This is a genomic window from Cohnella sp. GCM10027633 (assembly GCF_042675445.1).
Classification (GTDB): domain Bacteria; phylum Bacillota; class Bacilli; order Paenibacillales; family Paenibacillaceae; genus Cohnella.
On record NZ_JBHTGV010000009.1, the window covers coordinates 178,283 to 200,919 of the forward strand.

Annotated in this window: 29 protein-coding genes; 8 read left to right on the forward strand and 21 right to left on the reverse strand. The window is 58.0% G+C overall.

Going from position 1 to position 22,637, the window contains the following annotated elements:
• Positions 1 to 5: 5 nt before the first annotated feature.
• From nuoK to ACFQZG_RS19595, 8 genes are read right to left on the reverse strand one after another with little or no spacing between them, the layout of a single operon-like run.
• Complete coding sequence (gene nuoK / locus ACFQZG_RS19560; protein WP_378155540.1) at positions 6 to 314, reverse strand: NADH-quinone oxidoreductase subunit NuoK; 309 nt, start codon at positions 312 to 314, stop codon at positions 6 to 8.
• Positions 311 to 835 (reverse strand): NADH-quinone oxidoreductase subunit J, encoded by a 525-nt coding sequence (locus ACFQZG_RS19565; protein WP_378155542.1) that lies wholly within the window; start codon positions 833 to 835, stop codon positions 311 to 313. The genes nuoK and ACFQZG_RS19565 overlap by 4 nt, the downstream gene beginning before the upstream one ends.
• A 2-nt stretch (positions 836 to 837) precedes the next feature.
• Positions 838 to 1,284, reverse strand: coding sequence for an NADH-quinone oxidoreductase subunit NuoI (nuoI, locus tag ACFQZG_RS19570; RefSeq protein WP_378155544.1), 447 nt, complete (start codon positions 1,282 to 1,284; stop codon positions 838 to 840).
• A gap of 4 nt (positions 1,285 to 1,288) precedes the next feature.
• On the reverse strand, positions 1,289 to 2,305 hold the full coding sequence (gene nuoH / locus ACFQZG_RS19575) for an NADH-quinone oxidoreductase subunit NuoH (protein WP_378155546.1): 1,017 nt from the start codon (positions 2,303 to 2,305) through the stop codon (positions 1,289 to 1,291).
• On the reverse strand, positions 2,305 to 3,405 hold the full coding sequence (locus ACFQZG_RS19580; RefSeq protein ID WP_378155548.1) for an NADH-quinone oxidoreductase subunit D: 1,101 nt from the start codon (positions 3,403 to 3,405) through the stop codon (positions 2,305 to 2,307). The genes nuoH and ACFQZG_RS19580 overlap by 1 nt, the downstream gene beginning before the upstream one ends.
• Before the next feature lie 7 nt (positions 3,406 to 3,412).
• A complete protein-coding gene (locus ACFQZG_RS19585; RefSeq protein WP_378155550.1) occupies positions 3,413 to 4,249 on the reverse strand; it encodes an NADH-quinone oxidoreductase subunit C in 837 nt (278 codons plus the stop codon).
• Positions 4,246 to 4,764, reverse strand: coding sequence for a NuoB/complex I 20 kDa subunit family protein (locus tag ACFQZG_RS19590; RefSeq protein WP_378155552.1), 519 nt, complete (start codon positions 4,762 to 4,764; stop codon positions 4,246 to 4,248). Before ACFQZG_RS19590 ends, ACFQZG_RS19585 begins: the two co-directional genes overlap by 4 nt.
• Positions 4,749 to 5,120: an NADH-quinone oxidoreductase subunit A gene (locus tag ACFQZG_RS19595; protein ID WP_378155554.1), complete on the reverse strand. Its 372-nt coding sequence runs from the start codon at positions 5,118 to 5,120 to the stop codon at positions 4,749 to 4,751. Before ACFQZG_RS19595 ends, ACFQZG_RS19590 begins: the two co-directional genes overlap by 16 nt.
• Positions 5,121 to 5,369: 249 nt before the next feature.
• On the opposite strand from ACFQZG_RS19595, the gene ACFQZG_RS19600 reads away from it, so the two are divergent.
• Positions 5,370 to 5,561, forward strand: coding sequence for a hypothetical protein (locus ACFQZG_RS19600; protein WP_378155556.1), 192 nt, complete (start codon positions 5,370 to 5,372; stop codon positions 5,559 to 5,561).
• 51 nt (positions 5,562 to 5,612) lie between these two features.
• Here ACFQZG_RS19600 and ACFQZG_RS19605 read toward each other — a convergent pair whose 3' ends face one another.
• From ACFQZG_RS19605 to ACFQZG_RS19655, 11 genes are all read right to left on the reverse strand, one after another.
• Entirely contained in the window at positions 5,613 to 6,059 is a 447-nt protein-coding gene (locus ACFQZG_RS19605) for a Dps family protein (protein ID WP_378155558.1), read from the reverse strand.
• 349 nt (positions 6,060 to 6,408) lie between these two features.
• Entirely contained in the window at positions 6,409 to 6,810 is a 402-nt protein-coding gene (locus ACFQZG_RS19610) for a F0F1 ATP synthase subunit epsilon (RefSeq protein WP_378155560.1), read from the reverse strand.
• A gap of 27 nt (positions 6,811 to 6,837) precedes the next feature.
• Entirely contained in the window at positions 6,838 to 8,247 is a 1,410-nt protein-coding gene (gene atpD / locus ACFQZG_RS19615; protein WP_378155562.1) for a F0F1 ATP synthase subunit beta, read from the reverse strand.
• Between the two features lie 60 nt (positions 8,248 to 8,307).
• A complete protein-coding gene (atpG, locus tag ACFQZG_RS19620; RefSeq protein ID WP_378155564.1) occupies positions 8,308 to 9,177 on the reverse strand; it encodes an ATP synthase F1 subunit gamma in 870 nt (289 codons plus the stop codon).
• A 77-nt stretch (positions 9,178 to 9,254) separates the two neighbouring features.
• Positions 9,255 to 10,769, reverse strand: coding sequence for a F0F1 ATP synthase subunit alpha (gene atpA / locus ACFQZG_RS19625; protein WP_378155566.1), 1,515 nt, complete (start codon positions 10,767 to 10,769; stop codon positions 9,255 to 9,257).
• Positions 10,770 to 10,809: 40 nt separating this feature from the next.
• A complete protein-coding gene (locus tag ACFQZG_RS19630) occupies positions 10,810 to 11,358 on the reverse strand; it encodes a F0F1 ATP synthase subunit delta (protein WP_378155568.1) in 549 nt (182 codons plus the stop codon).
• Entirely contained in the window at positions 11,355 to 11,840 is a 486-nt protein-coding gene (gene atpF, locus ACFQZG_RS19635; protein ID WP_378155570.1) for a F0F1 ATP synthase subunit B, read from the reverse strand. Before atpF ends, ACFQZG_RS19630 begins: the two co-directional genes overlap by 4 nt.
• A 102-nt stretch (positions 11,841 to 11,942) precedes the next feature.
• A complete protein-coding gene (atpE, locus tag ACFQZG_RS19640; RefSeq protein ID WP_378155572.1) occupies positions 11,943 to 12,167 on the reverse strand; it encodes a F0F1 ATP synthase subunit C in 225 nt (74 codons plus the stop codon).
• Between the two features lie 55 nt (positions 12,168 to 12,222).
• A complete protein-coding gene (atpB, locus tag ACFQZG_RS19645; RefSeq protein WP_378155573.1) occupies positions 12,223 to 12,933 on the reverse strand; it encodes a F0F1 ATP synthase subunit A in 711 nt (236 codons plus the stop codon).
• 62 nt (positions 12,934 to 12,995) lie between these two features.
• Positions 12,996 to 13,406, reverse strand: coding sequence for an ATP synthase subunit I (locus ACFQZG_RS19650; RefSeq protein ID WP_378155575.1), 411 nt, complete (start codon positions 13,404 to 13,406; stop codon positions 12,996 to 12,998).
• Positions 13,403 to 13,651, reverse strand: coding sequence for an AtpZ/AtpI family protein (locus tag ACFQZG_RS19655; RefSeq protein ID WP_378155577.1), 249 nt, complete (start codon positions 13,649 to 13,651; stop codon positions 13,403 to 13,405). Before ACFQZG_RS19655 ends, ACFQZG_RS19650 begins: the two co-directional genes overlap by 4 nt.
• A gap of 290 nt (positions 13,652 to 13,941) precedes the next feature.
• Here ACFQZG_RS19655 and ACFQZG_RS19660 point away from each other — a divergent pair, with 290 nt between their 5' ends.
• Genes ACFQZG_RS19660 through ACFQZG_RS19675 form a run of 4 tightly spaced genes read left to right on the forward strand, consistent with a single transcriptional unit; the run spans position 13,942 to position 17,958 of the window.
• On the forward strand, positions 13,942 to 15,396 hold the full coding sequence (locus ACFQZG_RS19660) for a spore germination protein (RefSeq protein ID WP_378155578.1): 1,455 nt from the start codon (positions 13,942 to 13,944) through the stop codon (positions 15,394 to 15,396).
• Positions 15,393 to 16,604 carry a Ger(x)C family spore germination protein gene (locus tag ACFQZG_RS19665; RefSeq protein WP_378155580.1) on the forward strand — a complete coding sequence of 404 codons (1,212 nt, stop codon included), beginning with the start codon at positions 15,393 to 15,395 and terminating at the stop codon, positions 16,602 to 16,604. The genes ACFQZG_RS19660 and ACFQZG_RS19665 overlap by 4 nt, the downstream gene beginning before the upstream one ends.
• A 6-nt stretch (positions 16,605 to 16,610) precedes the next feature.
• On the forward strand, positions 16,611 to 16,838 hold the full coding sequence (locus ACFQZG_RS19670; RefSeq protein ID WP_378155582.1) for a hypothetical protein: 228 nt from the start codon (positions 16,611 to 16,613) through the stop codon (positions 16,836 to 16,838).
• Positions 16,839 to 16,854: 16 nt separating this feature from the next.
• Positions 16,855 to 17,958, forward strand: coding sequence for a GerAB/ArcD/ProY family transporter (locus ACFQZG_RS19675; protein WP_378155584.1), 1,104 nt, complete (start codon positions 16,855 to 16,857; stop codon positions 17,956 to 17,958).
• Positions 17,959 to 18,002: 44 nt separating this feature from the next.
• Here the strand turns inward: ACFQZG_RS19675 and wecB are convergent, their stop codons facing one another.
• Positions 18,003 to 19,124, reverse strand: coding sequence for a non-hydrolyzing UDP-N-acetylglucosamine 2-epimerase (wecB, locus tag ACFQZG_RS19680; protein WP_378155600.1), 1,122 nt, complete (start codon positions 19,122 to 19,124; stop codon positions 18,003 to 18,005).
• Positions 19,125 to 19,188: 64 nt separating this feature from the next.
• Positions 19,189 to 19,818 carry a uracil phosphoribosyltransferase gene (upp, locus tag ACFQZG_RS19685; protein WP_378155586.1) on the reverse strand — a complete coding sequence of 210 codons (630 nt, stop codon included), beginning with the start codon at positions 19,816 to 19,818 and terminating at the stop codon, positions 19,189 to 19,191.
• A 283-nt stretch (positions 19,819 to 20,101) separates the two neighbouring features.
• On the opposite strand from upp, the gene ACFQZG_RS19690 reads away from it, so the two are divergent.
• The 3 genes from ACFQZG_RS19690 to ACFQZG_RS19700 all read left to right on the forward strand — a co-directional run bounded on the left by ACFQZG_RS19690 (position 20,102) and on the right by ACFQZG_RS19700 (position 22,235).
• On the forward strand, positions 20,102 to 20,386 hold the full coding sequence (locus ACFQZG_RS19690; protein WP_378155588.1) for an LSm family protein: 285 nt from the start codon (positions 20,102 to 20,104) through the stop codon (positions 20,384 to 20,386).
• 140 nt (positions 20,387 to 20,526) lie between these two features.
• The gene (locus ACFQZG_RS19695) at positions 20,527 to 21,546 is read left to right on the forward strand and encodes an NADH:flavin oxidoreductase/NADH oxidase (RefSeq protein WP_378155590.1); all 1,020 of its coding nucleotides are present in this window, start codon (positions 20,527 to 20,529) and stop codon (positions 21,544 to 21,546) included.
• A gap of 23 nt (positions 21,547 to 21,569) precedes the next feature.
• Positions 21,570 to 22,235 (forward strand): hypothetical protein, encoded by a 666-nt coding sequence (locus ACFQZG_RS19700; RefSeq protein ID WP_378155591.1) that lies wholly within the window; start codon positions 21,570 to 21,572, stop codon positions 22,233 to 22,235.
• Positions 22,236 to 22,637: the final 402 nt, after the last annotated feature.

The window sequence follows — 22,637 nt, forward strand, 5'->3', positions numbered from 1 at the left end:
GTCCGTTACCTCCCCAGCTCGTTGATTTCGTCCACGTTAACCGTGGCGCGGCCGCGATACCAGACGATCAGCACGGCCATGCCGACCGCGGCTTCCGCCGCCGCGACCGAGATGGTGAACAAGGAGAAGATTTGGCCCGTCAGCGACGGGATAAGACCGTACTTGGAGAAGGCGATCAGATTGAGATTGGCCGCGTTGAGCATCAGCTCGATCGACAGCAGCACGACGATCGCGTTGCGCTTCGTCAACACGCCGTACAACCCGACGCAGAACAGCACCGCCGCCAGCGTCAGATAGGAGCCCAGCATCGTCATTGCGGGTCCTCCTCTCTCTTAGCCAGCGCCACGGCGCCGATGAACGCTACCGTAAGCAGCACCGAGACAAGCTCGAACGGAACGGCATACCGGCTGAACAGCTCGAGACCGATGGCGCGCGTGTTATCTTGCGGCAACGCCGCGGCGGGAGCCGCGAACTCCGCGTTGCGGATGGCGTAGAACAGAATGCCGAACAGGCAGAGGCAGCCGACCGCGGCCAGCGTCTCCAAGAGCGGACGCGCGGGCTCCTTGCCCTCCCCGTCGTGCTTCGTCATCATGATGCCGAAGATCATGAGGATCGTAACCGCCCCTACGTAGAGCAGCACTTGGACGAACGCGACGAACTCCGCCTCGAGAAGAATGTACAGTCCCGCCAACGCGATGAAGGTGAAGGCGAGCGAGATGACGATATGTACGACTTTCGTGAAGTTGATCGCCATGACCGCGCCCACGATCGCGCACACCGCCAGCAGGAAGAACGCGACGAACTCGCCGGTGAAGTCAACGTTGAATTCGAACACGGTTATTTGGCGCCCCCTTTCGGAGAGCCGATGTTGTTATTGTCTTGGCGGACGTTCGCGTTGTTCGCGAACAGCCAATCCTTGTCCTTGTACAACTCGTCTCGGCTGTAAGTAGCAAGCTCGAAGTTGTTCGTCATGACGATCGCTTCGGTCGGACACACTTCCGTGCATAGATCGCAAAGAATGCAGATCTCGAAGTTAATGTCGTACGTGTCGATGACTTTGCCCTTCTTCTCCGGATCGGGATTCGCCTTGCCCGTCAGCGTAATGCATTCCGTCGGGCAGACGCGCACGCACTGGTTGCACACGATGCACTTGTCCGGCTCGAAGTACTGTATGCCGCGGAATCGGTCAGGCATAATGACCGGCATATCCGGATACGACATCGTGACCTTCTTCGTGCCCAACGTCTTGAGCGATACGCCAAGCCCTTTCAGCATTCCCTTCATGTCCTCAGCCCCCCGATCCCATCAATTCAATGCCTAACGCCGTCAAGAAAATATTCAGTATCGCGAGAGGCAGGAGCACCTTCCACGCCAAGCTCATCAATTGATCGACGCGAAGCCTCGGGAACGTGGCCCGTATCCAGAACAACGAGAATACGATGAACGCGAACTTCAGGAGGAACCAGACGATTCCCGGAATGAAGTCGAGCTGCGGGAACGGAGAATTCCATCCGCCCAGGAACAGAATCGTCGTCAAGCATGCGATCGCGTACACGTAGATGTACTCCGTGAGCATGAAGAACGCGAACCGGAAACCGCTATACTCGACGTGATAGCCCGCCACGAGCTCGGATTCCGCTTCCGGCAAGTCGAACGGCGTCCGGTTCAGCTCGGAGATCGCCGAGATGAGGAAGATGCCGAAGCCGAGAATCTGGGGCAGGAAGTTCCAATCCCAGAAGTAGCCTTGCTGGTAGAGGACGATGTCTCGCAAGTTCAGGCTGCCCGTCATCATCACGATGCCGACGACGGACATGACGAGCGGAACCTCGTAGCTGATCATCTGCGCGGCCGAGCGCATGCCGCCGAGCAGCGAGTACTTGTTGTTGGACGCCCAGCCGCCGACGACGATCGCGATCGTCGTAATGCCGGACAGCGCGATGTAATAGAGGAAGCCGACGTTCAGGTCGGCGAATTGCAGGTTCAGGCCATAGGGGATGAAGGCGAGCACCGCGAACGAAGGAACGAACGCGAGCACGGGGGCGAGAACGAACAACCCGCGGTCCGCCTTGCTCGGTATCGTGTCCTCCTTAATCAGCAGCTTCGTTACGTCGGCGACCGTCTGCAGCAGGCCGAGCGGTCCGACGCGGTTCGGCCCTTTGCGGTATTGCATCCAACCGATGACTTTGCGCTCGAAGTAGATCGCGTACGTCACGAACAGGATGACGACCGCGAGCACGGCGACCGCGGCGGCGAGGAAGATGCCGGCCATTCCCCAGTCGAGCTTATCGTCCCAGAATTGCTGCATCAGCAATCGACCTCCCCGAGCACGATGTCAATGCCGCCCAGAATCGTGACCATGTTCGTCATGTTCTCTCCGACGAGCAGCTTGGGCAGGATTTGCAGGTTCACGAACGACGGACGCCGGAACTTCAGCCGGTAAGGCTCCGCCTTGCCCTTGGATACGATATGGCAGCCGATCTCTCCGCGCGGCGACTCGATGCGCACGTAGATTTCCCCTGCCGGCGGGCGAATGACGCGGGGCACCTTGCCCATCGTGTCTCCCTCGCCCGGGAACTGTTCCAGCGCTTGCTCCAAGATGCGCAAGCTCTGGGTAATCTCGCCGAGACGGCACAAGTAACGGTCGTAGCAGTCGCCGTTCCTGCCGACGACGACGTCGAAGTCGAAGCGGTCGTACAGGCTGTACGGTTCCGTCTTGCGAAGATCCCAATCGACGCCGGTACAACGGAGGTTCGCGCCCGACAATCCGTACTCGATCGCCGTCTTCGCGTCGTACGTGCCGATCCCCTTGATCCGGGATAGGAAGATCTCGTTGCCGCTGACGAGGTTATGATATTCGTCGAGACGGAAGTACATATCCTTCACGAACGCTCTGACGCGGTCGATCCAGCCTTCCGGCGCGTCCCATTTCACGCCGCCGACGCGCATATAGTTGTAGGTCAACCGCGCGCCGCACAGCTCGTTGAACAGGCCGAGAATGCGCTCCCGGTCGCTGAACGCGTACAGGAACGGACTTATCGCCCCGATATCGAGGAGGTAAGTCCCCCACCACACGAGGTGGCTGGCGACCCGCTGCATCTCCATCACGATGAGCCTGAGGAATTCCGCACGTTCCGGAACTTCGAGTCCCATCATCTTCTCGACGGCGTGCACGAGCACGTAATTGTTCGTCATCGCCGATACGTAGTCCATGCGGTCCGTGTAAGGAATAATCTGCGTATAGTTCAAGTTCTCGGCGAGCTTCTCCGTGCCCCTGTGCAAATACCCCATGACGGGCGTCGCTTCGGTGATGATCTCCCCGTCCAGCTTGACGACGATCCGAAATACGCCGTGCGTGCTCGGATGCTGGGGGCCGACATTCAGCAGCAGTTCTTCTGTACGAATCACGTTAGCCTTACACCTCCGGATCGAGCGGGACGTAGTCTTTGCGGAGCGGATGGCCTTCCCAGTCGTCCGGCATCATAATGCGCCGCAAGTCCGGATGGCCTGGAAAATCGATGCCTAACAGATCGTAGATCTCTCGCTCGTTCCAGTTCGCGGTCTCCCATACGGGCGTGACCGATGCGACCGACGGGCTCTCCCGGTCGGCGCGGACTTTAATGCAATAGCAATCCCGCGAATTCATATTCAGCGGGTAATAGACCACTTCCATGTGCGTCTCGTAGTCGACGCCGGACACGTTGCGCAAGTAGTTGCAGGAGAGCTCCGTATGATTCCGGAATAACCGCGCCGCTTGCAGCCAATGTTCGTTCTTCACGACGAGCGTCGGCAGATGGTCGTTCGGCTCGTTAATGTAGGATTCTTCGACGGCGTCCTCCGCGACGAGCTCGCGCAATAGCGCGACGACTCTGTTCAACCGCGGTTGATTCGGGGACTGCGGAGGCGGCGCCGTCTCCTCCGTTACCGGAGCAGCACCCTCGGCCGCAGGCGCTTGCGGCGCGGCCGCGTCGGCGGGCGCCGCGTTCGCCTGTTGCGCGGCTTTGGCTGCTTCCGCCGCAGCCTGAGCGGCCGCGGCCTTGGCGGCTTGCTTCGCTTCGAACGCCGCCTTGCGCCGGGCCGCCTTCTCCTCGTCCGTCTCCTTGCGCGGCGCGTCGCCTCCCTCGGCGGCAGGCGCGGGATTCGCGCCCTCGCCTGCCGGAACGGCTTCCGCCGCTGCGGGCTCTCCGGCCCGATCCGCGACGGGTTCCCCCGGCTGCTCCGGATTCGGCTTGTTCTCGTTGTCCTCGCTCATCGGTCGGTCACCCGCTTTCCGGTCTTCGCCTCGTAGCGGATTTTCTCCTGAAGCTTGTTAATCCCGTAGATGAGCGCCGCCGGGTTCGGCGGGCAGCCCGGAATATACACGTCTACCGGCACGAGCTGATCGACGCCCTTCACGACCGAATAAGACTTCACGTACGGACCTCCGGCGGTCGCGCATGAGCCCATCGCGATGACCCACTTCGGCTCCGGCATCTGGTCGTACAGCCTCTTGAGCAGCGGCCCCATCTTCTTCGTCACCGTGCCGGAGACGATCATGACGTCCGCCTGGCGCGGCGACGTCCGGAAGATGACCCCGAACCGGTCGAGATCGTAGTGCGCGCCGCCGGATGCCATCATCTCGATCGCGCAGCAGGCCAGTCCGAACGTGAGCGGCCAGAGCGAATTGCTCCGCGCCCAGCCCTTCATCTGTTCGATCGTGCCGAAGAACACGTTGCGTTCGAGCTCTTTGCGGTCTTCCGGGGATACGTTCTCTAGATTGAGTTCCATTTGAATACCTTCTTCCTCCAGGCATATACGAGCCCGATGCATAATAACCCCGCGAAGATGATCATCTCGACCAATGCAAAGAGGCCCATTTGCTTATACGCAACGGCCCAAGGATAGAGGAATACGGTTTCGACATCGAATACGACGAACATAAGCGCATACAGGTAATAACGCACGTTGAAACGGATCTGGCTGTCTCCGACCGGATCGTTGCCGCTCTCGTACGTCGTTTCTTTGGCCGCGTTCGGCTTGTGCGGACGCAGTTGCTTGCCCAGCCAAAGAACGATGATCGGGAACGCGATACCCAAGACCAGGAAGACGGTAACAATGACGTAAGAATTGATATACTTCTCCAAATCATCGCCTCCGCGATCAATAAAGTAGATGCGCTGTACGGCTGACTATGTAGGCAAATCCACCCATAATTATAGCAAATGCTCCCATTCAAGTCCATGATAAAAGCGGTTTCATTAATCCCCCCTCCTTAATGCGAAGAAGCGATATCGGCTTAAAATAGGGGGTTGTCCCCGGCTATCTATCTCTTACGGCTCGCCTTCGCGCGACATAGAATACAATATTCGATTGTATGAAGGAGGGCAGTCCATATGTCAGGGAAAAAATGGGCACTTGCGGATATTCCGGCGATCGAGGAGTTGGAGTCAGCGTTGCAGGACGGGGAGCCATTCGATTCGGACGATTCCTGGCGCGATCAAATAAGAGCTACGCTAGAACTGCTTAAAGAGAAGCGGCGCCTCATTCGAGAGACGTTGGCGTTGATCGAATCCGTTAGGCCGTAACGAAAAAAGGGAGAGCGGGCCGATAAGCCCCTCTCCCTTGCTCTTGCGCGCTCAACCGAGCGTCGCCTTAAGCAGCCAGATCTGCTTCTGTATCTCTCCGATCTGTCCGATCAGCAGATCCGCGGTCGCCGTGTCTTCGTACTCGTCCTCCGCAAGCTTCGCCGTCTCGTCCAAGCCCTTCTCGAGCGCGCGGAGATCCTCTACCGTCGCCTCGAGCATATCGGTCTCGGAGCCGCCCTTGTCGGCTTCCTTCAGCGTCGCGATCGACAAGAACTCCTTCATCGTCGACGCGGGCTTCCCCTCGATCGTTAAGATCCGCTCCGCCAGCTCGTCCAGCTTCAGCGCGGCCAGATCGTATAGTTCTTCGAATTTCGCGTGCAATACCGGGAAGTGAGGGCCCGTCACGTACCAATGCCGATGATGCAGCTTGACGTAGAGGACGACCCAGTTCGATAATTGCACGTTCATCGCTTGATGCAGCTTGTTCGGTTTGCTCATAACATCGCCTCCGGAATGGTCTATCCGTTACTTTACCCCGAGGCCGTTCATCCCAAACCGATCAAGCTTCGCCGGCGAAGTTATCCACAACTTATTCCTCTTTTATCCCCGAACCCCCTCTGGTTATCCCCTTTCGGGGTAAAGTTATCCTCATTTCCCACCGTTTTATTCACATGCCTGTGGATTAATCCGCATTCATTATGAATTTCGCTAGCTCGGCAGACGGTTATCCCCCTGTGAATAACGAATCGAATACCGAACCGACGGTTATTCAGCTGTGCGTGGCAAAGCAAAATAAATCGCCCCCCGCCGGATCATTCCGGCGAAGGGCGATGGGATCACGCGTATTCTACTTCTCGCCGATCGTTTCCAGTCGGCTAATCGCGCGCTGCAGAGCAAGCTCCGCTCTTGCGGCGTTCAGGTCGGATTGCTTCTGCGCCAGACGGCGCTCCGCGCGCTCCTTCGCGAGGCGGGCACGCGATACGTCGATATCCGAGCCGAGCTCGGCCGCTTCCGCGAGAATGACCACTTTGTCCTTGCGGACTTCCATGAATCCCCCGTGTACGGCGATGTACGTATCGGTATTCCCTTGCTTCACTTTAACCGGAGCGATCTTCAGAGGCGTGACGAGCGGAATATGGTGCGGCAAGATGCCGAGCTCTCCCGCGACGCCTTTGACGACGACCATGTTCACGTCTTGCTCGTATACTTTACGCTCAGGCGTGACGATTTCCAGACGCATCGTACTCATGTCGATTCCCTCCTAACCGGCGGCGGATTAAACCGCGGCAGCGAGTTTCTTCGCCTTCTCGACGGCTTCTTCGATGATGCCGACGTTATGGAATGCAGGTTCAGGAAGATCGTCGTGCTTGCCTTCGAGAATTTCCTTGAAGCTGCGGATCGTTTCTTTGATCGGCGCGTATACGCCAGGGATGCCGTTGAACGCCTCGGCCACGTGAAGCGGCTGGGAGAGGAACAACTGCACGCGGCGAGCGCGCAGAACGATCAGCTTGTCATCCTCGGACAACTCGTCCATACCGAGGATCGCGATGATATCGAGAAGCTCTTTGTAGCGTTGAAGAAGCTTCTTAACGCCTTGAGCGACGTTGTAATGCTCTTCGCCTACGATTTCGGGAGCCAAGATACGGGAAGAAGAAGCGAGCGGATCTACGGCCGGGAAGATACCCATCGCCGCGATGTTACGCTCCAAGTTCGTCGTCGCGTCCAAGTGGGCGAAAGCCGTTGCCGGAGCCGGGTCCGTATAGTCATCGGCAGGAACGTAGATCGCTTGGATCGAAGTGATCGAACCTTTTTTGGTCGAAGTGATGCGCTCTTGCAATTGGCCCATTTCCGTTGCGAGCGTAGGTTGGTAACCTACCGCGGACGGCATACGGCCGAGCAATGCGGATACTTCGGAACCAGCTTGCGTGAAGCGGAAGATGTTGTCGACGAACAGAAGAACGTCTTTGCCTTCTTCGTCGCGGAAGTATTCCGCCATCGTCAGACCCGTCAAGGCAACGCGCATACGCGCGCCCGGAGGCTCGTTCATCTGGCCGAATACCATCGCGAGCTTCGCGATAACGCCGGACTCGCTCATCTCGTGGTACAAGTCGTTACCTTCGCGCGTACGCTCGCCTACGCCGGCGAATACGGAGATACCGCCATGCTCGGAAGCGATGTTGTGGATCAGCTCTTGCATCAATACCGTCTTGCCTACGCCCGCGCCGCCGAAGAGGCCGATTTTACCGCCCTTGGTGTAAGGAGCGAGAAGGTCGACGACTTTAATGCCCGTCTCGAGCATTTCGGTGGAAGTCGACAGCTCTTCGAAAGTCGGAGCTTGGCGGTGGATCGGATTCGCGAGCGTGCGATCCGGAGCGGCTGCTCCGTCGATCGGATCTCCCAGTACGTTGAATACGCGGCCAAGCGTAGCGGGTCCAACCGGAACCGTGATCGGTCCGCCCAAGTCGATAGCGTCCATTCCGCGAACGAGACCGTCCGTGGAGGACATCGCGACGGCGCGAACGAGGTTGTCGCCCAAGTGCTGAGCAACTTCAACCGTTAAGCTCAACGTATTGCTTCCCGATTGACCTTCAATTTTAACCGCGTTCAGAATGTCCGGAAGTTGACCGTGGTCGAACTCGATGTCGACGACGGGACCCAGAATCTGAACGATGCGTCCCTTGCTCATTCGTGTCCCTCCTAGAAAAACGTATTGAGAAGCGTCATGCCGCTTCGAAAGCGTTGAATATTATTGTTGTGCGTTTGCTCCGCCGACGATTTCCGCGATTTCTTGCGTGATCGCCGCTTGACGCGCGCGGTTGTAGGTCAAAGTCAATCCTGCGATCATCTTCGTCGCGTTCTTCGTCGCGTTGCCCATCGCGGTCATCCGCGAACCGAATTCGCTCGCTTTGTTCTCCAGCATTCCGCTGAATACCAAAGTTTCCGCGTACTTCGGAAGCAATACGTTCAGAACCTCTTCCGGCGAAGGCTCGTATTCGTAATCGGCCGTAGCGCCCTTAGGGGTGCTAAGCTGGGACGGATCGAGCGGCAGAAGCGTTTTGACGGTCGGAATTTGAGTCAGCGCGTTAACGAATTGGTTATACACCAAGTACACTTCGTCGTATTTGCCTTCCTCGAACCCTTGAACCGCCGCGGAAGCGATCGGCTTGATGTCGGAGAACATCGGCGAATCCGAGATTCCCGTTACGACTTCTCCGATCGGGTACCCTCTGCGAGTCAAGTAAGCTTGACCTTTGCGGCCGATGACGAGAATCGTGTACTCGTCCTTGGACTTGTGCTTCTCGCCGATCGTGTTCGTCAGCTTACGCAGCAAGTTCGTATTCAAACCGCCCGCAAGACCGCGGTCCGAAGTGATCACGACGTAAGCCGTCCGTTTGATCGGACGCTTCTGCAGCATTTGGTGCTTCACGGCGCCTCCGCCGGAAGCGATGCTGTTCACGACTTCCTTCAGCTTGTCGGCGTAAGGACGGGATGCGAGCGCGGCGTTCTGCGCGCGTCTGAGCCGGGATGCCGCGACCATCTCCATCGCTTTCGTGATCTGCTTCGTGCTTTGCTTGCTCTTGATTTCGCGTTTGATTTCGCGCATGCCTTTTGCCATTCGTTTCACCACCTTATTGCCGGGCCGGGCTCGACGAGCAAGCCCGGCGACAGCTTATTCAAGCGGAAAGTCCGTGCTTACGCCTTCGTGGCGAAGCCTTTTTTGAAGACGCCGATCGCTTCGACGAGCGCTTTGTCGTTGTCGGCGGTCAGGTCCTTCGTATCGCGAATGGACGCGAAGATCTCGGGACGGTTCGCATCCAGGTAAGACAAGAATTCGGATTCGAAGCGGCGTACGTCTCCGACCGGAATATCGTCCGTGTGACCACGGGTAACGATGAACAGGGAGACGACTTGGCGTTCGACCGGAAGCGGTTGGTTAACGCCTTGCTTCAGAATTTCGAGCGTGCGGATACCGCGGTCGAGACGGGACTTCGTTACTTTATCGAGGTCCGATCCGAACTGAGCGAACGCAGCCAATTCGCGATATTGGGCAAGGTCGGTCTTAAGGGTACCGGCTACCTTCTTCATCGCTTTGATTTGCGCCGAGCTGCCTACGCGGGATACGGAGATACCGACGTTAACCGCCGGACGTTGGCCGGAGTAGAACAAGTCTGCCTCCAGGAAGATCTGGCCGTCCGTGATCGAGATTACGTTCGTCGGAATGTATGCCGATACGTCGCCCGCTTGCGTCTCGATGAACGGAAGCGCGGTCAAGGAACCGCCGCCCAGTTCGTCGTTCAGCTTCGCCGCGCGCTCGAGCAGACGGGAGTGTAGATAGAAGACGTCCCCTGGATACGCTTCGCGGCCCGGAGGGCGACGGAGCAAGAGGGACAATTCGCGGTAAGCCGCGGCTTGCTTGGACAAGTCGTCATAGATGATCAGAACGTGCTTGCCGTTGTACATGAAGTATTCGCCCATCGCGCAGCCCGTGTAAGGAGCCAGGTACAAGAGCGGGGACGGTTCGGACGCGCTCGCCGTAACGACGATCGTGTACTCCAAAGCGCCTTGTTTGCGAAGGTTTTCGACAACGCCGCGAACGGTCGATTGTTTTTGTCCGATCGCAACGTAGATACAGATTACGCCGTTGCCTTTTTGGTTCACGATCGTGTCGATCGCGATTTGCGTCTTACCCGTTTGGCGGTCGCCGATGATGAGCTCGCGTTGGCCGCGGCCGATCGGGATCATCGCGTCGATTGCCTTGATGCCGGTTTGCATCGGCTCATGAACGGATTTACGCGCCATAACGCCTGGTGCCGGGGATTCGACCGGACGGAATGCCGTCGTCGCGACCGGACCGTTGCCGTCTACCGGGTGGCCGAGCGCGTTAACGACGCGGCCGAGCAGCGCTTCGCCGACCGGAACTTCCATGATGCGTCCCGTGCGTTTGACTTGGTCGCCTTCGCGGATGCCTTTGTAAGGACCCATGATGACGACGCCGACGTTGTCTTCTTCCAGGTTGAGCGCCATGCCGACGACTCCGCCTTCGAATTCGAGCAATTCGCCGGCCATACATTTTTCCAAGCCGTGTACGCGGGCAATACCGTCACCGATCTGGATGACGGTGCCTACGTCAACGACTTGAATATCGGATTCGTATTGTTCGATCTGCTTCTTGATCAGCGTGCTGATCTCTTCGGGCCTAATACTCAAATTCGTTCACCCCTGTCTCCATAGCTTACTGAATATAATCTTAGATCGCCGCAGTGCGCAGCGTTTTGTCCAATCGATCGAGCTTGCCCTTCAGGCTTCCGTCGTACAGCGTGTCGCCGATGCGGACGGTCAAGCCGCCGAGCAGCTCCGGGTTGACGGCGTTCGTCACGCGCACGGTTTTGCCGAGCAGCGCGCCGAACTTGACCGCCAGCTTGTTCTTCTCGACTTCCGACAACGGCGTGGACGAGGTCACGATAGCGTCCGCGCGTCCGAGCACGTTACCGGCGACTTGAAGATAAGCTTCCAATACGGAAGCGATCTCGCCTTCGCGTCCGCGTTCGATCAGCAGGCTGACCGTATTCAGGACGAACGAAGAAGCTTTGTCGTCGAATGCGCTCTTGAGCGCCGCGACTTTCGCCGACAGCGCGATGTTAGGCGCGCTTAGGAACGCGCGAATGGTCGCGTCGTTCTCCACGGTGCTCACGACGAGGCTCAACTTGCTTTCCACTTCGGAGACGAGACCGTTCTCGTTCGCGAGCTGGAACAACGCTTTTGCGTAGCGTTTCGCTACGACCGTGCCGCGGCTCATGACTTGGTCCCTACGTTGTCGAGATACTTGTTGACGATATCCGCTTGCGCGTTCTCGTCGACTTGCTTCTCGATGATTTTGGACGCGATCTTGACGGACAGACCGCTAACCTCTGCTCTAAGCGACGCGACCGCTTTGTTCTTCTCGGTCTCGATATCGCGAACCGCTTCGTCTTTAAGACGGGTAGCTTCGTCGCGCGCGGATTGGACGATAACGTCCGCTTGCTTGGAGCCGGTCGATTTCGCGAGTTCGATAATGTCGTAAGCTTCCTTGCGCGCTTGCTGCAGCGCTTGACGCTGCTCTTCGATATACTGATCCGCTTCAGACCGGTTCTTCTGAGCGCTTTCCATTTGCTCGAGCACCATCTGGCGGCGCTTTTCCATAATGCCGAACAGCGGCTTGAACGCATACTTCTGCAACAAGAAGAAGAGAACCGCGAACGCAACCAACTGAATGACGAAATTTTCCCACAGGATATTCACCGATCTTCACTCCTTTCGCACGACTATGTCGCATTCATTCGTAGTTCCAAAAGGAAGGCGTGGAGGCAAAGGCACTCCCCGCCTTGTTTCCAGTTATGCGAATTACTCGGCAGCGCCGTAGAACATGAACGCGAGTACGAGGGAGATGATCGGCAATGCTTCTACCAGACCTACGCCGATGAATGCCGTCGTTTGAAGCGTACCGCGAAGCTCAGGCTGGCGGGAGATGCCTTCTACCGTTTTGCTGAAGATCAGACCGTTACCGATACCTGCGCCGAGCGCGCCCAGACCGAATACAATTGCAGCTGCCAACAGACCATAAATCATTTGAAAATCCTCCTTGAAATGTTAGATTATTAGTTTTTGGACTCTTGTAAACGCGTTAGTGATCGTCGTCGTGGATGCTCTCTTGGCCGATATAGACCATCGTCAGCATCGTGAACACGAACGCTTGGATCGCGCCGACGAATATACTGAAGCCTTGCCATACGAGCATCGCCGGAATACCGATCCAGCTCATGCCCAAGATTACGCCGATCATGACTTCGCCAGCGAAAATGTTACCGAATAGCCGGAGACCCAGCGTAAGCGGCTTCGCGAACAGTTCGATCAAGTGAATCGGGAAGAATGCCCAATGCGGCGACGTGTAGTGCTTCCAATAATGCTTGCTGTTCTTGCGGATCCCTTGTACGTGGGCGAGCACGATAACCGTCAGCGCGAGCGCCATCGTCATCGAGGCATCGGCCGTCGGAGACTTCCACCAGGTGTAAGCGGCGTGTTCGCCTTCTTCCGCCGATGGCAGGTCGAATCCGAAGATCGAACCGTGGTGCGCGCCATGCGCGGGTTCCGTAATAATGCTGAAAGGCAGGCCGAGCATGTTGCTGATGAAGATGTACATGATCAGCGTCAAGCCGAGTCCTAAGTATACTTTGCCCTTCTTATAGTTCGTCGCCATGCCGATAATGCTCTGCACGAACTCGACGACCCACTCCAGGAAGTTCTGCAGCTTGCCCGGGTTGTCCACGGATAAGTTGCGTACGGCCAGCCTGGCGAGGATGAACACGGCAAGGCTGCTGACCACGATCATCAGCACAGCCGAGAGATCCAGCCTAAATCCGCCGAGATTGATTATGGGTGCAAGATGTTCCATCTAAGTTACTTCTCACCCCTTTCGTATTCGGAATTGCCGCGCCGCGCGCGGCGACTCGCCAGTAAACTCAGTAGGAGTGTTGCCAACGGCGTCGTAAATAAACCAACTACGGTAGCCGCCGGGTTATACCCCAAGTAACGATCCGATACGACCACGGCAAGCAGCGCGATGCAAGCGCGAGTAAGGAAGCCGAAGCCCGAGCGGGGCTTCTTCCCGCCGACGATAACGTCTCCGAGCCTTACCGTCTTCCATGCGAGATGCCACGATCCCAATAGACTTCCGATCGCGCCGACCATGAATCCGCCGAATACGGCTTTTTCATCGGGCCATACGGCCCAAGCGATGCAACCTAAGGACAAAAAAAAGAGCGTGAAACGCGTGACGCCTTGAAGCAGCTTCGGTAACTCATCCATCATTTCCGTCCAGCCCCCGTAAACTTGCGAATTAGCCCAGCAACCGTGACGACGCCGACAGCCAATCCAACAAGCAATCCGACAAGGTAGCCGTACTCGGTACCTTGGTGCTGATCGTACTTACTGCCAACCCAAAAACCCAACCATAAGGTTACGCCCAGATCGACGCCGATGGCGCTTACAAGGCCTAACGCCCGCCAAGGATTGTCGTCCGGCGGCAACGGAGGGCGGTCCTGGGAATTTGACATGGATTATCGCTCCTCGAGCATGCGAATGGAGTTACACAAGCTTACAAAGTAAGCCCTTTCTCCCCATGTTCACGTTATATTGTAGCCTTGCGTATTAACGTTTGTCAATTGATCGAAAATCAAACTTTATGTGAACGCAAGCGTTCAAAATGCCGTAAAATCAACGTTTCCGGGACTTTCCAACCATACAGTTCAACTGTATGCTGTACGGCGCCGCCCTGCTTGTCCAAGGCAAGTGGATGATATTCCCTGACCTGGACAGTCTAAGGGGAAGGAAAGGAGCTTGCCTCATGCCGTCCAAGCATCTGAACGACAACATTCGCCATGTCCGCGAAGCGATGGGCGACAGCGGCGACCTTCGCTTCCGCTCGTTGACGCTGCCTTGGACGAAGCCCGGAGGGACCGATGCCGTTCTCGTCTATCTGGACGGGATGTCCGACGTCAACGCGCTTCAGCAAGCGGTCATTCCTTCCTTGCTTCGCCATGACCCCGCTTCCCCGCCGCCGGGCTCCGTCTCGTTGCTGGAATGGATCGGCACGACGACGTTGGACGCCGGTTTCCTGACGAAGCTTACGGAATGGGAGCGACTGCTCCATGCGCTGCTGTCCGGGGACGTTCTCTTGTTCGTCGAGGGCGACAAGGACGGCATGGCGATCTGCATGCCGGGATACGAAGACCGGGGCATCTCCGATGCCAAGAACCAATCGGTAACCAGAGGCCCGCAGGAAGCGTTCACGGAGACGCTGCAGAAGAACGTTACGCTGATCCGCAGGCGAATCAAGGACAGCCGCATTCGAGTCGTCCGGTCCGTCAAAGGGAGCGTTTCGCGCACGGACGTCTGCATCGTGTATCTTGAAGGGATCGCCGACGGCAAGCTCGTGGACGAGGTTCTAAAGCGGATGGATAAGTTCGACTTGGACGGCCTGTTCGACGCGCATTACTTCGAGGAGTTTTTCCAAAACAGATTAACGGTCTACCCGATCGCTTACAATACGGAGCGGCCGGACACGGTATCCGCCATGGTTCTGGAAGGACGCGTCGCCGTTATCGTAGACGGAAGCCCCTATGTGCTAGTCGTACCCGCTTTTCTCGCGGACTTCTTTCAATCGGCGGAAGACTATTACCAGCCTTCTTACTTCTCCGTGCTTATCCGGTCCCTGCGAATGCTCGCATTCACGATCGCCACGTTCGCTCCTGCTACCTACATCGCGGTGACGACGTACCATCAAGATTTGCTGCCGATGCAGCTGTTGCTCAGCCTGGCCGCCCAACGGGAAGGGATCCCCTTCCCCGCCTTCGTCGAAGCGTTGATGATGGAGGTCACTTTCGAGATTTTGCGCGAGGCCGGACTTCGCATGCCTCGAGCGATCGGACAAGCCGTCTCGATCGTCGGGACGATCGTCATCGGGCAAGCGGCCGTCGACGCCGGAATCGTGTCCGCCGCCATGGTCATCATCGTGTCGATCACCGCCATATCAAGCTTCGTGCTACCCTCTTATTCGTTCACTCTCGTCGTTCGCGTACAACGTTTCTTCTTCATGGCGCTCGCGGCCACGTTCGGTTTTTACGGCATATACTTCGGCATGATCACGCTCGTGCTCTGGCTATGCAACATCGAATCGTTCGGCTTCCCCTATCTGCGCCCCTTCGCCCCCATTCTTCCTAGGGAGCACAAGGATGCCCTGTTCCGGTTGCCCTATCCGCTCTGGAAAAGAAAACCGTCCGGCGGAGAGAAAAGCGGATGAGAGGAATCAAATGGCTATTGGCGCTTATCTTCGTGACGGCAAGTTGCACGCTATCCGGCTGTTGGAACCGCAAGGAGATGAACGATCTCGCGATCGTGCTCGCCATAGGTGTTGACCGCATCGAACAAGAGTACCGCGTTACCGTCCAAGTAGCCGACCCTTCTCAGATGATCCGGCCTTCGCCGGGCACCCGGGCAGCCGGCCTTATCTATAGCGAGAAGGCGCTGACCGTGTACGAAGCGCTTCGCAAAATCACGACCAAATCGCCGAGGCAGTTGTACTACGGGCACCTCGGCATGCTGTTCCTGAACGAAGCCGCCGCGCGGGAAGGCTTCGGCAAGTTCGGGGACTTGTTCTTCCGCATGCCGGAGACGCGGCCGGACTTCAACGTCGTCGTCGCCCATAACGTAACGACGCGGGACATGCTATCCATGGTGCCGCCTTTCGAGATCGTGCCCGCGATAGACTTCTACAAGTCGTTGCAAAACTCGGAGGCCGAGTGGGCGCCGACTACGTCGGCGAGCGTCTTCGATCTCATGCAGCAAATCTCGACCGATGGCTGGGAGCCCGCCCTGACGGCCATTACGATGATCGGCGACCGGAAGGGTGCCATGAGCCAGGATAACGTCAAGCAGCCAAGGTCGCTCGGCGAGTTCAAATACGAAGGCATCGCCGTGTTCAAAGACGATAAGCTGGTCGGCTTGCTGAACGAACAAGACAGCAAATCCTATGCCTATTTACTGAACAAAGTGTCCTCTACCGTCGCCCATTTAAGCTGTCCGTCATCCGAAGACGAGCTGACCGTCGTGATCAACAAGGCCACTTCCCGTATCATCCCCCGGATCCGGGACGGAGAACCTTATGCGCAGATCAACATGTATTTCGACGTCAGCATCGCGGAGTGCGACTGCAAAGACTTCGACTTGACGAAGGCCGATACGTACAGGCGTATCGAAAGCGAAGGACGCAAAGCCACCAATGAAATCATCGGCGGGGGCATCCGTCGCGTACAGCGGAAATTCCGCTCCGACATTTACGGCTTCGGCGCCGCGTTTCACCGCAAATACCCGAAACAATGGCATAGCTGGAAAGACGACTGGAATCGACGTTTCAGCAAGATGCCGATCGAATTGATCGTCGACTACAACGTTCGTAAAATCGGTGAAATCGTCAATCCGATATTGCCCGCGAATCCGGATGAGGAGTGACCGCACATGCGCTACGTTATCGTGTGCACGGGCATTGTAGCCCTCGCAATAACGCTTGCGATCCGTCGCCGATCGAAGACCGGTTTTCCCGCCGGCCCTACGTACGTCGCCTATGGCATCGCGCTGGCTCTGGATTCGTGGTATGCGCTGAATCTGCCGATCCCCAGTCTCAGCGCATGGGCAACTTGGTTATTGAAGCCGATGGCCGATGCCTTTGCGAATTTCTTGAATTAGCCGAGGAGGGGCGCCTATGCAGCCGCCGCAAACGCTCACGACGCGCCAAGCCACGCTCTGGCTTAGCCTCTACTACACGGGAAGCGCCATCTTGATCGTTCCGGCCACGCTTTCCGCCTTCGCGAAGCAAGATGCCTGGATCGCGGTGTTGCTCGCGCTTGGCCTGCACTTTCTCGTGCTCCTGATTTTCGCGCCGCTCGGCAAGCTTTCGGGTAAAGCCGGCATCGGCGAATTTCTATCCGCGTTGCTCGGCAAGCCGCTCGGCAAAATCGTCCTCGCCTTCCTGCTGCTCACCGGGCCGCTTCCGATCACGGTCTTAAACTTAAGGGATCTGCTGGACTTCACGTCCAACGACATTCTCACCCGCACGCCGATCGAAGCGATTGCCTTGCTTGGACTTGCCGTAGTCATGTTCGGCACGTTTCTCGGCCTCCGGACATTGGGGCGCGCCGCGGAAGTCTTATTCCCGATCGTCGTGACGCTTACGATGATCTTGCTGGTGTCGCAGCTTCCTTCTATTCAACCGCGCCAAATTTTGCCTATAGGAGAATACGGCGTCAAACCGATTATCGCCGCCTCCGTCTTGCTGTTCGGATTCCCTTACATGGAGCCCTCCATTCCATGGATGATCAGCTCCAATATGGAGAAGCCCGCCCAGTTCGGCAAAGCGCTGCGGATCAGCGCCCTGATCAGCGGCGCCTTCTTCTTGCTCGCGACGACGCTTACGATAATGCGAGCCGGTCCGGAGCTGACCGCTCAACTCAACTTCCCGACCTACTTCATGGCGAAGATGATCAGCGTCGGGGACTTCTATCAGCGATTGGAGGCGCTCCTCTCCCTCCTGTTCTTCATCATGATGTTCTTCCGGCAATCGATGTTGTTCTACGTAAACGCGACGGGGATCGCCGACCTGTTCTCCGTCAAAGATCCGCGCCTCCTTCTCATCCCGATCGCGTTATTCGTCATGCCGTTTGCCTTCAACGCATGGCACACTCCCGGAGAACTGTTCGAGTTGGACGAAACTTGGCCGTTCCTCCGAATGATCTTCGGCGTGCTCTTGCCCCTGGCGTTGCTCCTCGTCGCCTTATGGCGACGCAAAAGAACCCGCGCCGCCGCGTAAACGCAAGGGGTGCGGGTTCTCTATAGCGAAGCGATGTCGCTCGCCTACGCAAGGAACGGCTCGGGCTTCTCGCCCTTGCCGAAGTGATGCAGAATCGCTTGCACGATACGCTTGGACGCCTGTCCGTCGCCGTACGGATTCGCGGCTTGACTCATCCGCTCGTACAATGCGGCATCGCTGAGCAACGCGCGAGCGCGGTCGTACACGACCGCTTCGTCGGTACCGACCAGCTCCAACGTGCCGGCATCGATGCCTTCGGGGCGCTCGGTCGTATCGCGCAGCACGAGGGTCGGAACGCCGAAGGACGGGGCTTCTTCCTGCAGGCCGCCGGAATCCGTCATGATCATGTATGCGTGCGGGTAGAAATTGTGGAACTCGAACACGTCCAACGGTTCGATCAGCTTAATGCGCGGATGATTGCCGAGAAGCTCGTCGGCCGGCTCGCGCACGGCCGGATTCGGATGAACCGCGTAGACGATCGCGACGTCCTCGAATTCGTCGGCGATCCGTTTCACCGCTTGGAAAATGTTCCGATGCGGCTCCCCGATCGATTCGCGCCGATGGGCCGTCATCAGAATCATCCGTTTTCCCTTCGCCCAGTCGAGCACCGGGTGCGCGAATCCGTCGTCCACCGTGTATTGGAACACGTCCGTCGCCGTATTGCCCGTCACGTAGACGCGATCTTCCGGCTTGTTCTCCTTCCGGAGGTTGTTAGCGGACCGTTCGGTCGGAGCGAAGTGCACGTCGGACAGAACGCCGGCGAGCTGGCGGTTCATCTCTTCGGGGTAAGGATTCAGCTTATTCCACGTGCGCAGTCCGGCTTCGACGTGTCCGACCTGAATTTGCTGAAGGAACGCGGCGTAGCTCGCCAGGAAACAAGTCTGCGTGTCACCGTGCACCAATACGATATCGGGCTTGGACTCCTGCAGCACGGGCTCCAGGCCTTCCAGGACGCGCACCGTCGTCCCCGTCAGCGTCTGCCGTTGCTGCATGACGTTCAAGTCGTAATCCGGTTCGATCTTGAAAAACTGCAGCACCTGGTCCAGCAATTGGCGATGCTGCGCGGTGACGCACACGACGGACTCGATTTGCTCGGGATGCTTCCGCAGCTCGAGCACGAGCGGCGCCATCTTCACCGCCTCCGGCCGGGTGCCGAATATGGTCATTACTTTGATCTTGTTGCTCACGTCCGATCGTCTCCCCTTCTCTATGCGGTTATCCTGCCTACGGCTACTTCGTGCCGTATAGCCTATCGCCGGCGTCTCCCAGCCCCGGTACGATATAACCGTGTTCGTTCAGCTTCTCGTCCAGCGCCGCCAAGTAAATGTCGATGTCCGGATGCCGTTCCTGCACCGCCTTGACGCCTTCCGGCGCCGCGATCAGGCACATCAGCTTCGTCGGACGGCAGCCCTTCTTCTTCAGCATCTCGATCGCCGCGTTGGCCGAGCCTCCGGTAGCGAGCATCGGATCGATGACGATGAGCTCGCGCTCGGAGACGTCGGACGGCAAGCTGCAATAATATTCGACCGGCTGCAGCGTCTCATGGTCCCGGTACAGGCCGATATGGCCGACCTTCGCCGCCGGAATCACCTTCAATACGCCGTCGACCATGCCTAACCCCGCGCGCAGAATCGGAATCAAGCCCATCATCCGGCCGGCGATGACTTGGCCTTGGGTTTGCGCGACCGGCGTCTGCACGGTGACGGTCGTCAATGGCACGTCGCGGGTCACTTCGAACGCCATCAGCATGGCCACCTCGTCGACGAGCTCGCGGAATTGCTTCGTATTCGTATTTTTGTCGCGGATGAACGTTACTTTGTGTTGGATTAGCGGATGATCGCAAATCACGAGTTTCCCCATGATTTTCCTCCCTCTCTCGCGACTCGACATCTTTCCCCGGCTTTCCGGGGCGTCGGTCGTCACTCTATGTAGCTTGCCCGTACATTATATCATTGTCTCCCGGCGGGTGCATAACATCCATCGGCCCGGGCGCACGTACGTTAGTCACGAATCCGGGACGTTCGCATAGCATGTAGCACGAATCCACGAGGGTGAGTTAGTTCGAGCCCGTCGAAGATTGTATTAATCGAGGGTGAGTTAGTTCGAGCCCGACGAAGATTGTATTAATCGAGGAGGAATGCCCATGCAACCAGGTTCGGTTCGCCAGCAGGGACAGGTCTATAACGCGGATGCCCAATGGTGCGATCACGTGAAAAGAACGCGCCAGAAGCTCGCCGGCGTATGCGCTCAAGTCATGAACCGCAAAGTGAGCGTACAGACGATCGACGGCCACACGTACGAAGGCGTCGTCGTCGGCCACGACAATACGTATTTGCATCTGGCGACGGCGGAAGGCCGGTTCTTCGGTCCCGCGGCGATCACGACGCTCGTCTTGTTCGAGCTGCTCGTCATTACGCTGCTCATCTAAGGCCGAAGCCCGCATCGCTCGCCGGAGGTAGCAGCGATGCGGGCTTAAGTCCGCTTCGCTCTTCCGCCGGCGCATGCTATACTAGGGACTGTGCAATATATTCCACAGATCGGATCGATCCGAAGGAGGTTCTCCTAGCGATGAGTTATCTGGGCAAGCCTTATGCGTTGAAAGGGCTGACGTTGCGCAACCGGGTCGTCATGAGCCCGATGTGCCAATATTCCGTCGACGCGGAAGACGGCATACCGAACGATTGGCATTTCGTTCACTATACATCCAGAGCGATCGGTGGCACAGGACTGATTATTATCGAAATGACGGACGTCGAGCCGGACGGCCGCATTACGAACCGCGACCTCGGCCTATGGTCGGACGAGCAGGTCCCCGCGTTCCGCCGACTGATCGACCAACTACATAAGCACGGGGCGAAGGTTGCGATCCAAGTCGCGCACGCGGGACGCAAGGCGCAAGATGCCGATAAGCCGGTCGGACCGGGCGACGTCGCGTTCGACGCGACGTACAAGCAGCCGCGCGCGCTGACGACCGAGGAAGCGTGGCAGCTCGTCGGCAAGTTCGCCGAAGGAGCCCGCCGGGCGGTGGAAGCCGGCGTCGACACGATCGAGCTGCACGGCGCCCATGGGTACCTGATCCATCAGTTCCACTCTCCGAACGCGAACAAGCGCGACGACGAATTCGGCCAAGACTTGTCCAAGTTCGGCGTCGAAGTCATTCGCGCGGTCAAGAAGGTTATTCCTCCGGAAATGCCGCTGCTCATGCGCGTATCGGCCGTCGAATACGCGGAAGGCGGCTACGATCTGGACTACGCGATCGACCTGTGCCGCAAGTATCGCGATGCCGGCGTCGACCTGTTCGACGTCTCGAGCGGCGGCGACGGCGTATCCGCGGGACGCAAGCCGGGCAACTTCCCCGGCTACCACGTTCCGCTCGCGCGGGCGCTCAAGCAAGCGCTGGACGTCCCCGTCATTACCGTCGGCCTGATCGACGACGCGTTGCTGGCCGAGAGCGTGCTCGGCGGCGGCGACGCCGATCTCGTGGCGGTCGGACGGGGCATGCTGCGCAACCCGTACTGGGCGGTAGACGCGCTCCGCAAGCTGGACGGCAAGACGGAAGTGGCCAAGCCCTACGAGCGAGGATACTGATCCTCCGGAAAGCGGGACATCCCATGACGAAGAAGATCGGCTGCTTGCACGCGCACCACTCGAATATCCCGTACGTCCAGACCGCGCTCGGCGCGATCGGTCTGGAGCTGTCGCACTTCGTAGACCCCGGATTGATCGCCAGAATGTCCGGCGATCGGAGCTTCGATCTTCGGCAGGCGCAGGACAGAGCGCGCGAGCAGGTCGAATGGATCGCGCGGACGAACGTCGACGCCATCCTGATCACGTGCACGAATTACATCGCGCTGCTGGACGGGGAGCGATTAGACGTCGGCGTGCCTGTCGTCAATCTCGACGAGCCTTTCTTCGCGCGGGCATGCGAGATTGACGGCCCGCAGACGATTCTGTTCACGAATCCGGCGACCGTCGAAGGCACGATGCGTCGGCTGCATGCTTACGCCGAGTCGCGGGGCCTCGCGATCCGTGCCGAAGCTCTAGTCGTGCCGCATACGTTCCAGCTGATCATGCGCGGTGAAGCCGAGACGTACAAACGCGAGGTGTCCCGGTATATCCGGGAGTTGCTCGCTTCGGATCCCGGCAAGCCCGTCTCGGTCGCCCAGCTCTCCATGGTCGAAGCCGCCGAAGCGGTCGAGCGGGATCTCGGCGCGAGCATCTGCAACCCGCTGAAGCCGCTGGCGGAAGCGGTGCTCGCGGCGATTGGCGCGGAGTAGCTGCGTCAAAGGCTGTAACGGTGTCTGACGCCGTTGCGGCGACGAGTTTGACATTTTGCCTGATCTAACGGTGTCTGGCACCGTTGCGGCGACGAGTTTGACATTTTGCCTGCTCTAACGGTGTCTGGCACCGTTGCGGCGACGAGTTTGACATTTTGCCTGCTCTAACGGTGTCTGGCACCGTTGCAGCGACGGGTTTGACATTTTGCCTGCTGTAGCGGTGTCTGGCACCGTTGCAGCGACGGGTTTGACATTTTGCCTGCTGTAACGGCGTCTGTGGACCTCTGTCAAGAAAGTGGACACTCGCTAACGCATTTCAGCTAATGTTTTTGTAGTACATCTCCTCGAATCGATCAGGAGATACGTAACCCAAAGAACCATGAATTCTCTTGCGATTGTAAA

What these genes read in the sequence shown, in the direction of transcription:
- nuoK (WP_378155540.1), bottom strand. Translation starts at nt 314, where the DNA reads ATGACGATGCTGGGCTCCTATCTGACGCTGGCGGCGGTGCTGTTCTGC.
- nuoI (WP_378155544.1), bottom strand. Translation starts at nt 1,284, where the DNA reads ATGAAGGGAATGCTGAAAGGGCTTGGCGTATCGCTCAAGACGTTGGGC.
- nuoH (WP_378155546.1), bottom strand. Translation starts at nt 2,305, where the DNA reads ATGCAGCAATTCTGGGACGATAAGCTCGACTGGGGAATGGCCGGCATC.
- ACFQZG_RS19585 (WP_378155550.1), bottom strand. Translation starts at nt 4,249, where the DNA reads ATGAGCGAGGACAACGAGAACAAGCCGAATCCGGAGCAGCCGGGGGAA.
- ACFQZG_RS19590 (WP_378155552.1), bottom strand. Translation starts at nt 4,764, where the DNA reads ATGGAACTCAATCTAGAGAACGTATCCCCGGAAGACCGCAAAGAGCTC.
- ACFQZG_RS19600 (WP_378155556.1), top strand. Translation starts at nt 5,370, where the DNA reads ATGTCAGGGAAAAAATGGGCACTTGCGGATATTCCGGCGATCGAGGAG.
- ACFQZG_RS19605 (WP_378155558.1), bottom strand. Translation starts at nt 6,059, where the DNA reads ATGAGCAAACCGAACAAGCTGCATCAAGCGATGAACGTGCAATTATCG.
- ACFQZG_RS19610 (WP_378155560.1), bottom strand. Translation starts at nt 6,810, where the DNA reads ATGAGTACGATGCGTCTGGAAATCGTCACGCCTGAGCGTAAAGTATAC.
- atpD (WP_378155562.1), bottom strand. Translation starts at nt 8,247, where the DNA reads ATGAGCAAGGGACGCATCGTTCAGATTCTGGGTCCCGTCGTCGACATC.
- atpG (WP_378155564.1), bottom strand. Translation starts at nt 9,177, where the DNA reads ATGGCAAAAGGCATGCGCGAAATCAAACGCGAAATCAAGAGCAAGCAA.
- ACFQZG_RS19630 (WP_378155568.1), bottom strand. Translation starts at nt 11,358, where the DNA reads ATGAGCCGCGGCACGGTCGTAGCGAAACGCTACGCAAAAGCGTTGTTC.
- atpE (WP_378155572.1), bottom strand. Translation starts at nt 12,167, where the DNA reads ATGATTTATGGTCTGTTGGCAGCTGCAATTGTATTCGGTCTGGGCGCG.
- ACFQZG_RS19650 (WP_378155575.1), bottom strand. Translation starts at nt 13,406, where the DNA reads ATGATGGATGAGTTACCGAAGCTGCTTCAAGGCGTCACGCGTTTCACG.
- ACFQZG_RS19655 (WP_378155577.1), bottom strand. Translation starts at nt 13,651, where the DNA reads ATGTCAAATTCCCAGGACCGCCCTCCGTTGCCGCCGGACGACAATCCT.
- ACFQZG_RS19660 (WP_378155578.1), top strand. Translation starts at nt 13,942, where the DNA reads ATGCCGTCCAAGCATCTGAACGACAACATTCGCCATGTCCGCGAAGCG.
- ACFQZG_RS19665 (WP_378155580.1), top strand. Translation starts at nt 15,393, where the DNA reads ATGAGAGGAATCAAATGGCTATTGGCGCTTATCTTCGTGACGGCAAGT.
- ACFQZG_RS19670 (WP_378155582.1), top strand. Translation starts at nt 16,611, where the DNA reads ATGCGCTACGTTATCGTGTGCACGGGCATTGTAGCCCTCGCAATAACG.
- ACFQZG_RS19675 (WP_378155584.1), top strand. Translation starts at nt 16,855, where the DNA reads ATGCAGCCGCCGCAAACGCTCACGACGCGCCAAGCCACGCTCTGGCTT.
- wecB (WP_378155600.1), bottom strand. Translation starts at nt 19,124, where the DNA reads ATGACCATATTCGGCACCCGGCCGGAGGCGGTGAAGATGGCGCCGCTC.
- upp (WP_378155586.1), bottom strand. Translation starts at nt 19,818, where the DNA reads ATGGGGAAACTCGTGATTTGCGATCATCCGCTAATCCAACACAAAGTA.
- ACFQZG_RS19690 (WP_378155588.1), top strand. Translation starts at nt 20,102, where the DNA reads ATGCAACCAGGTTCGGTTCGCCAGCAGGGACAGGTCTATAACGCGGAT.
- ACFQZG_RS19695 (WP_378155590.1), top strand. Translation starts at nt 20,527, where the DNA reads ATGAGTTATCTGGGCAAGCCTTATGCGTTGAAAGGGCTGACGTTGCGC.
- ACFQZG_RS19700 (WP_378155591.1), top strand. Translation starts at nt 21,570, where the DNA reads ATGACGAAGAAGATCGGCTGCTTGCACGCGCACCACTCGAATATCCCG.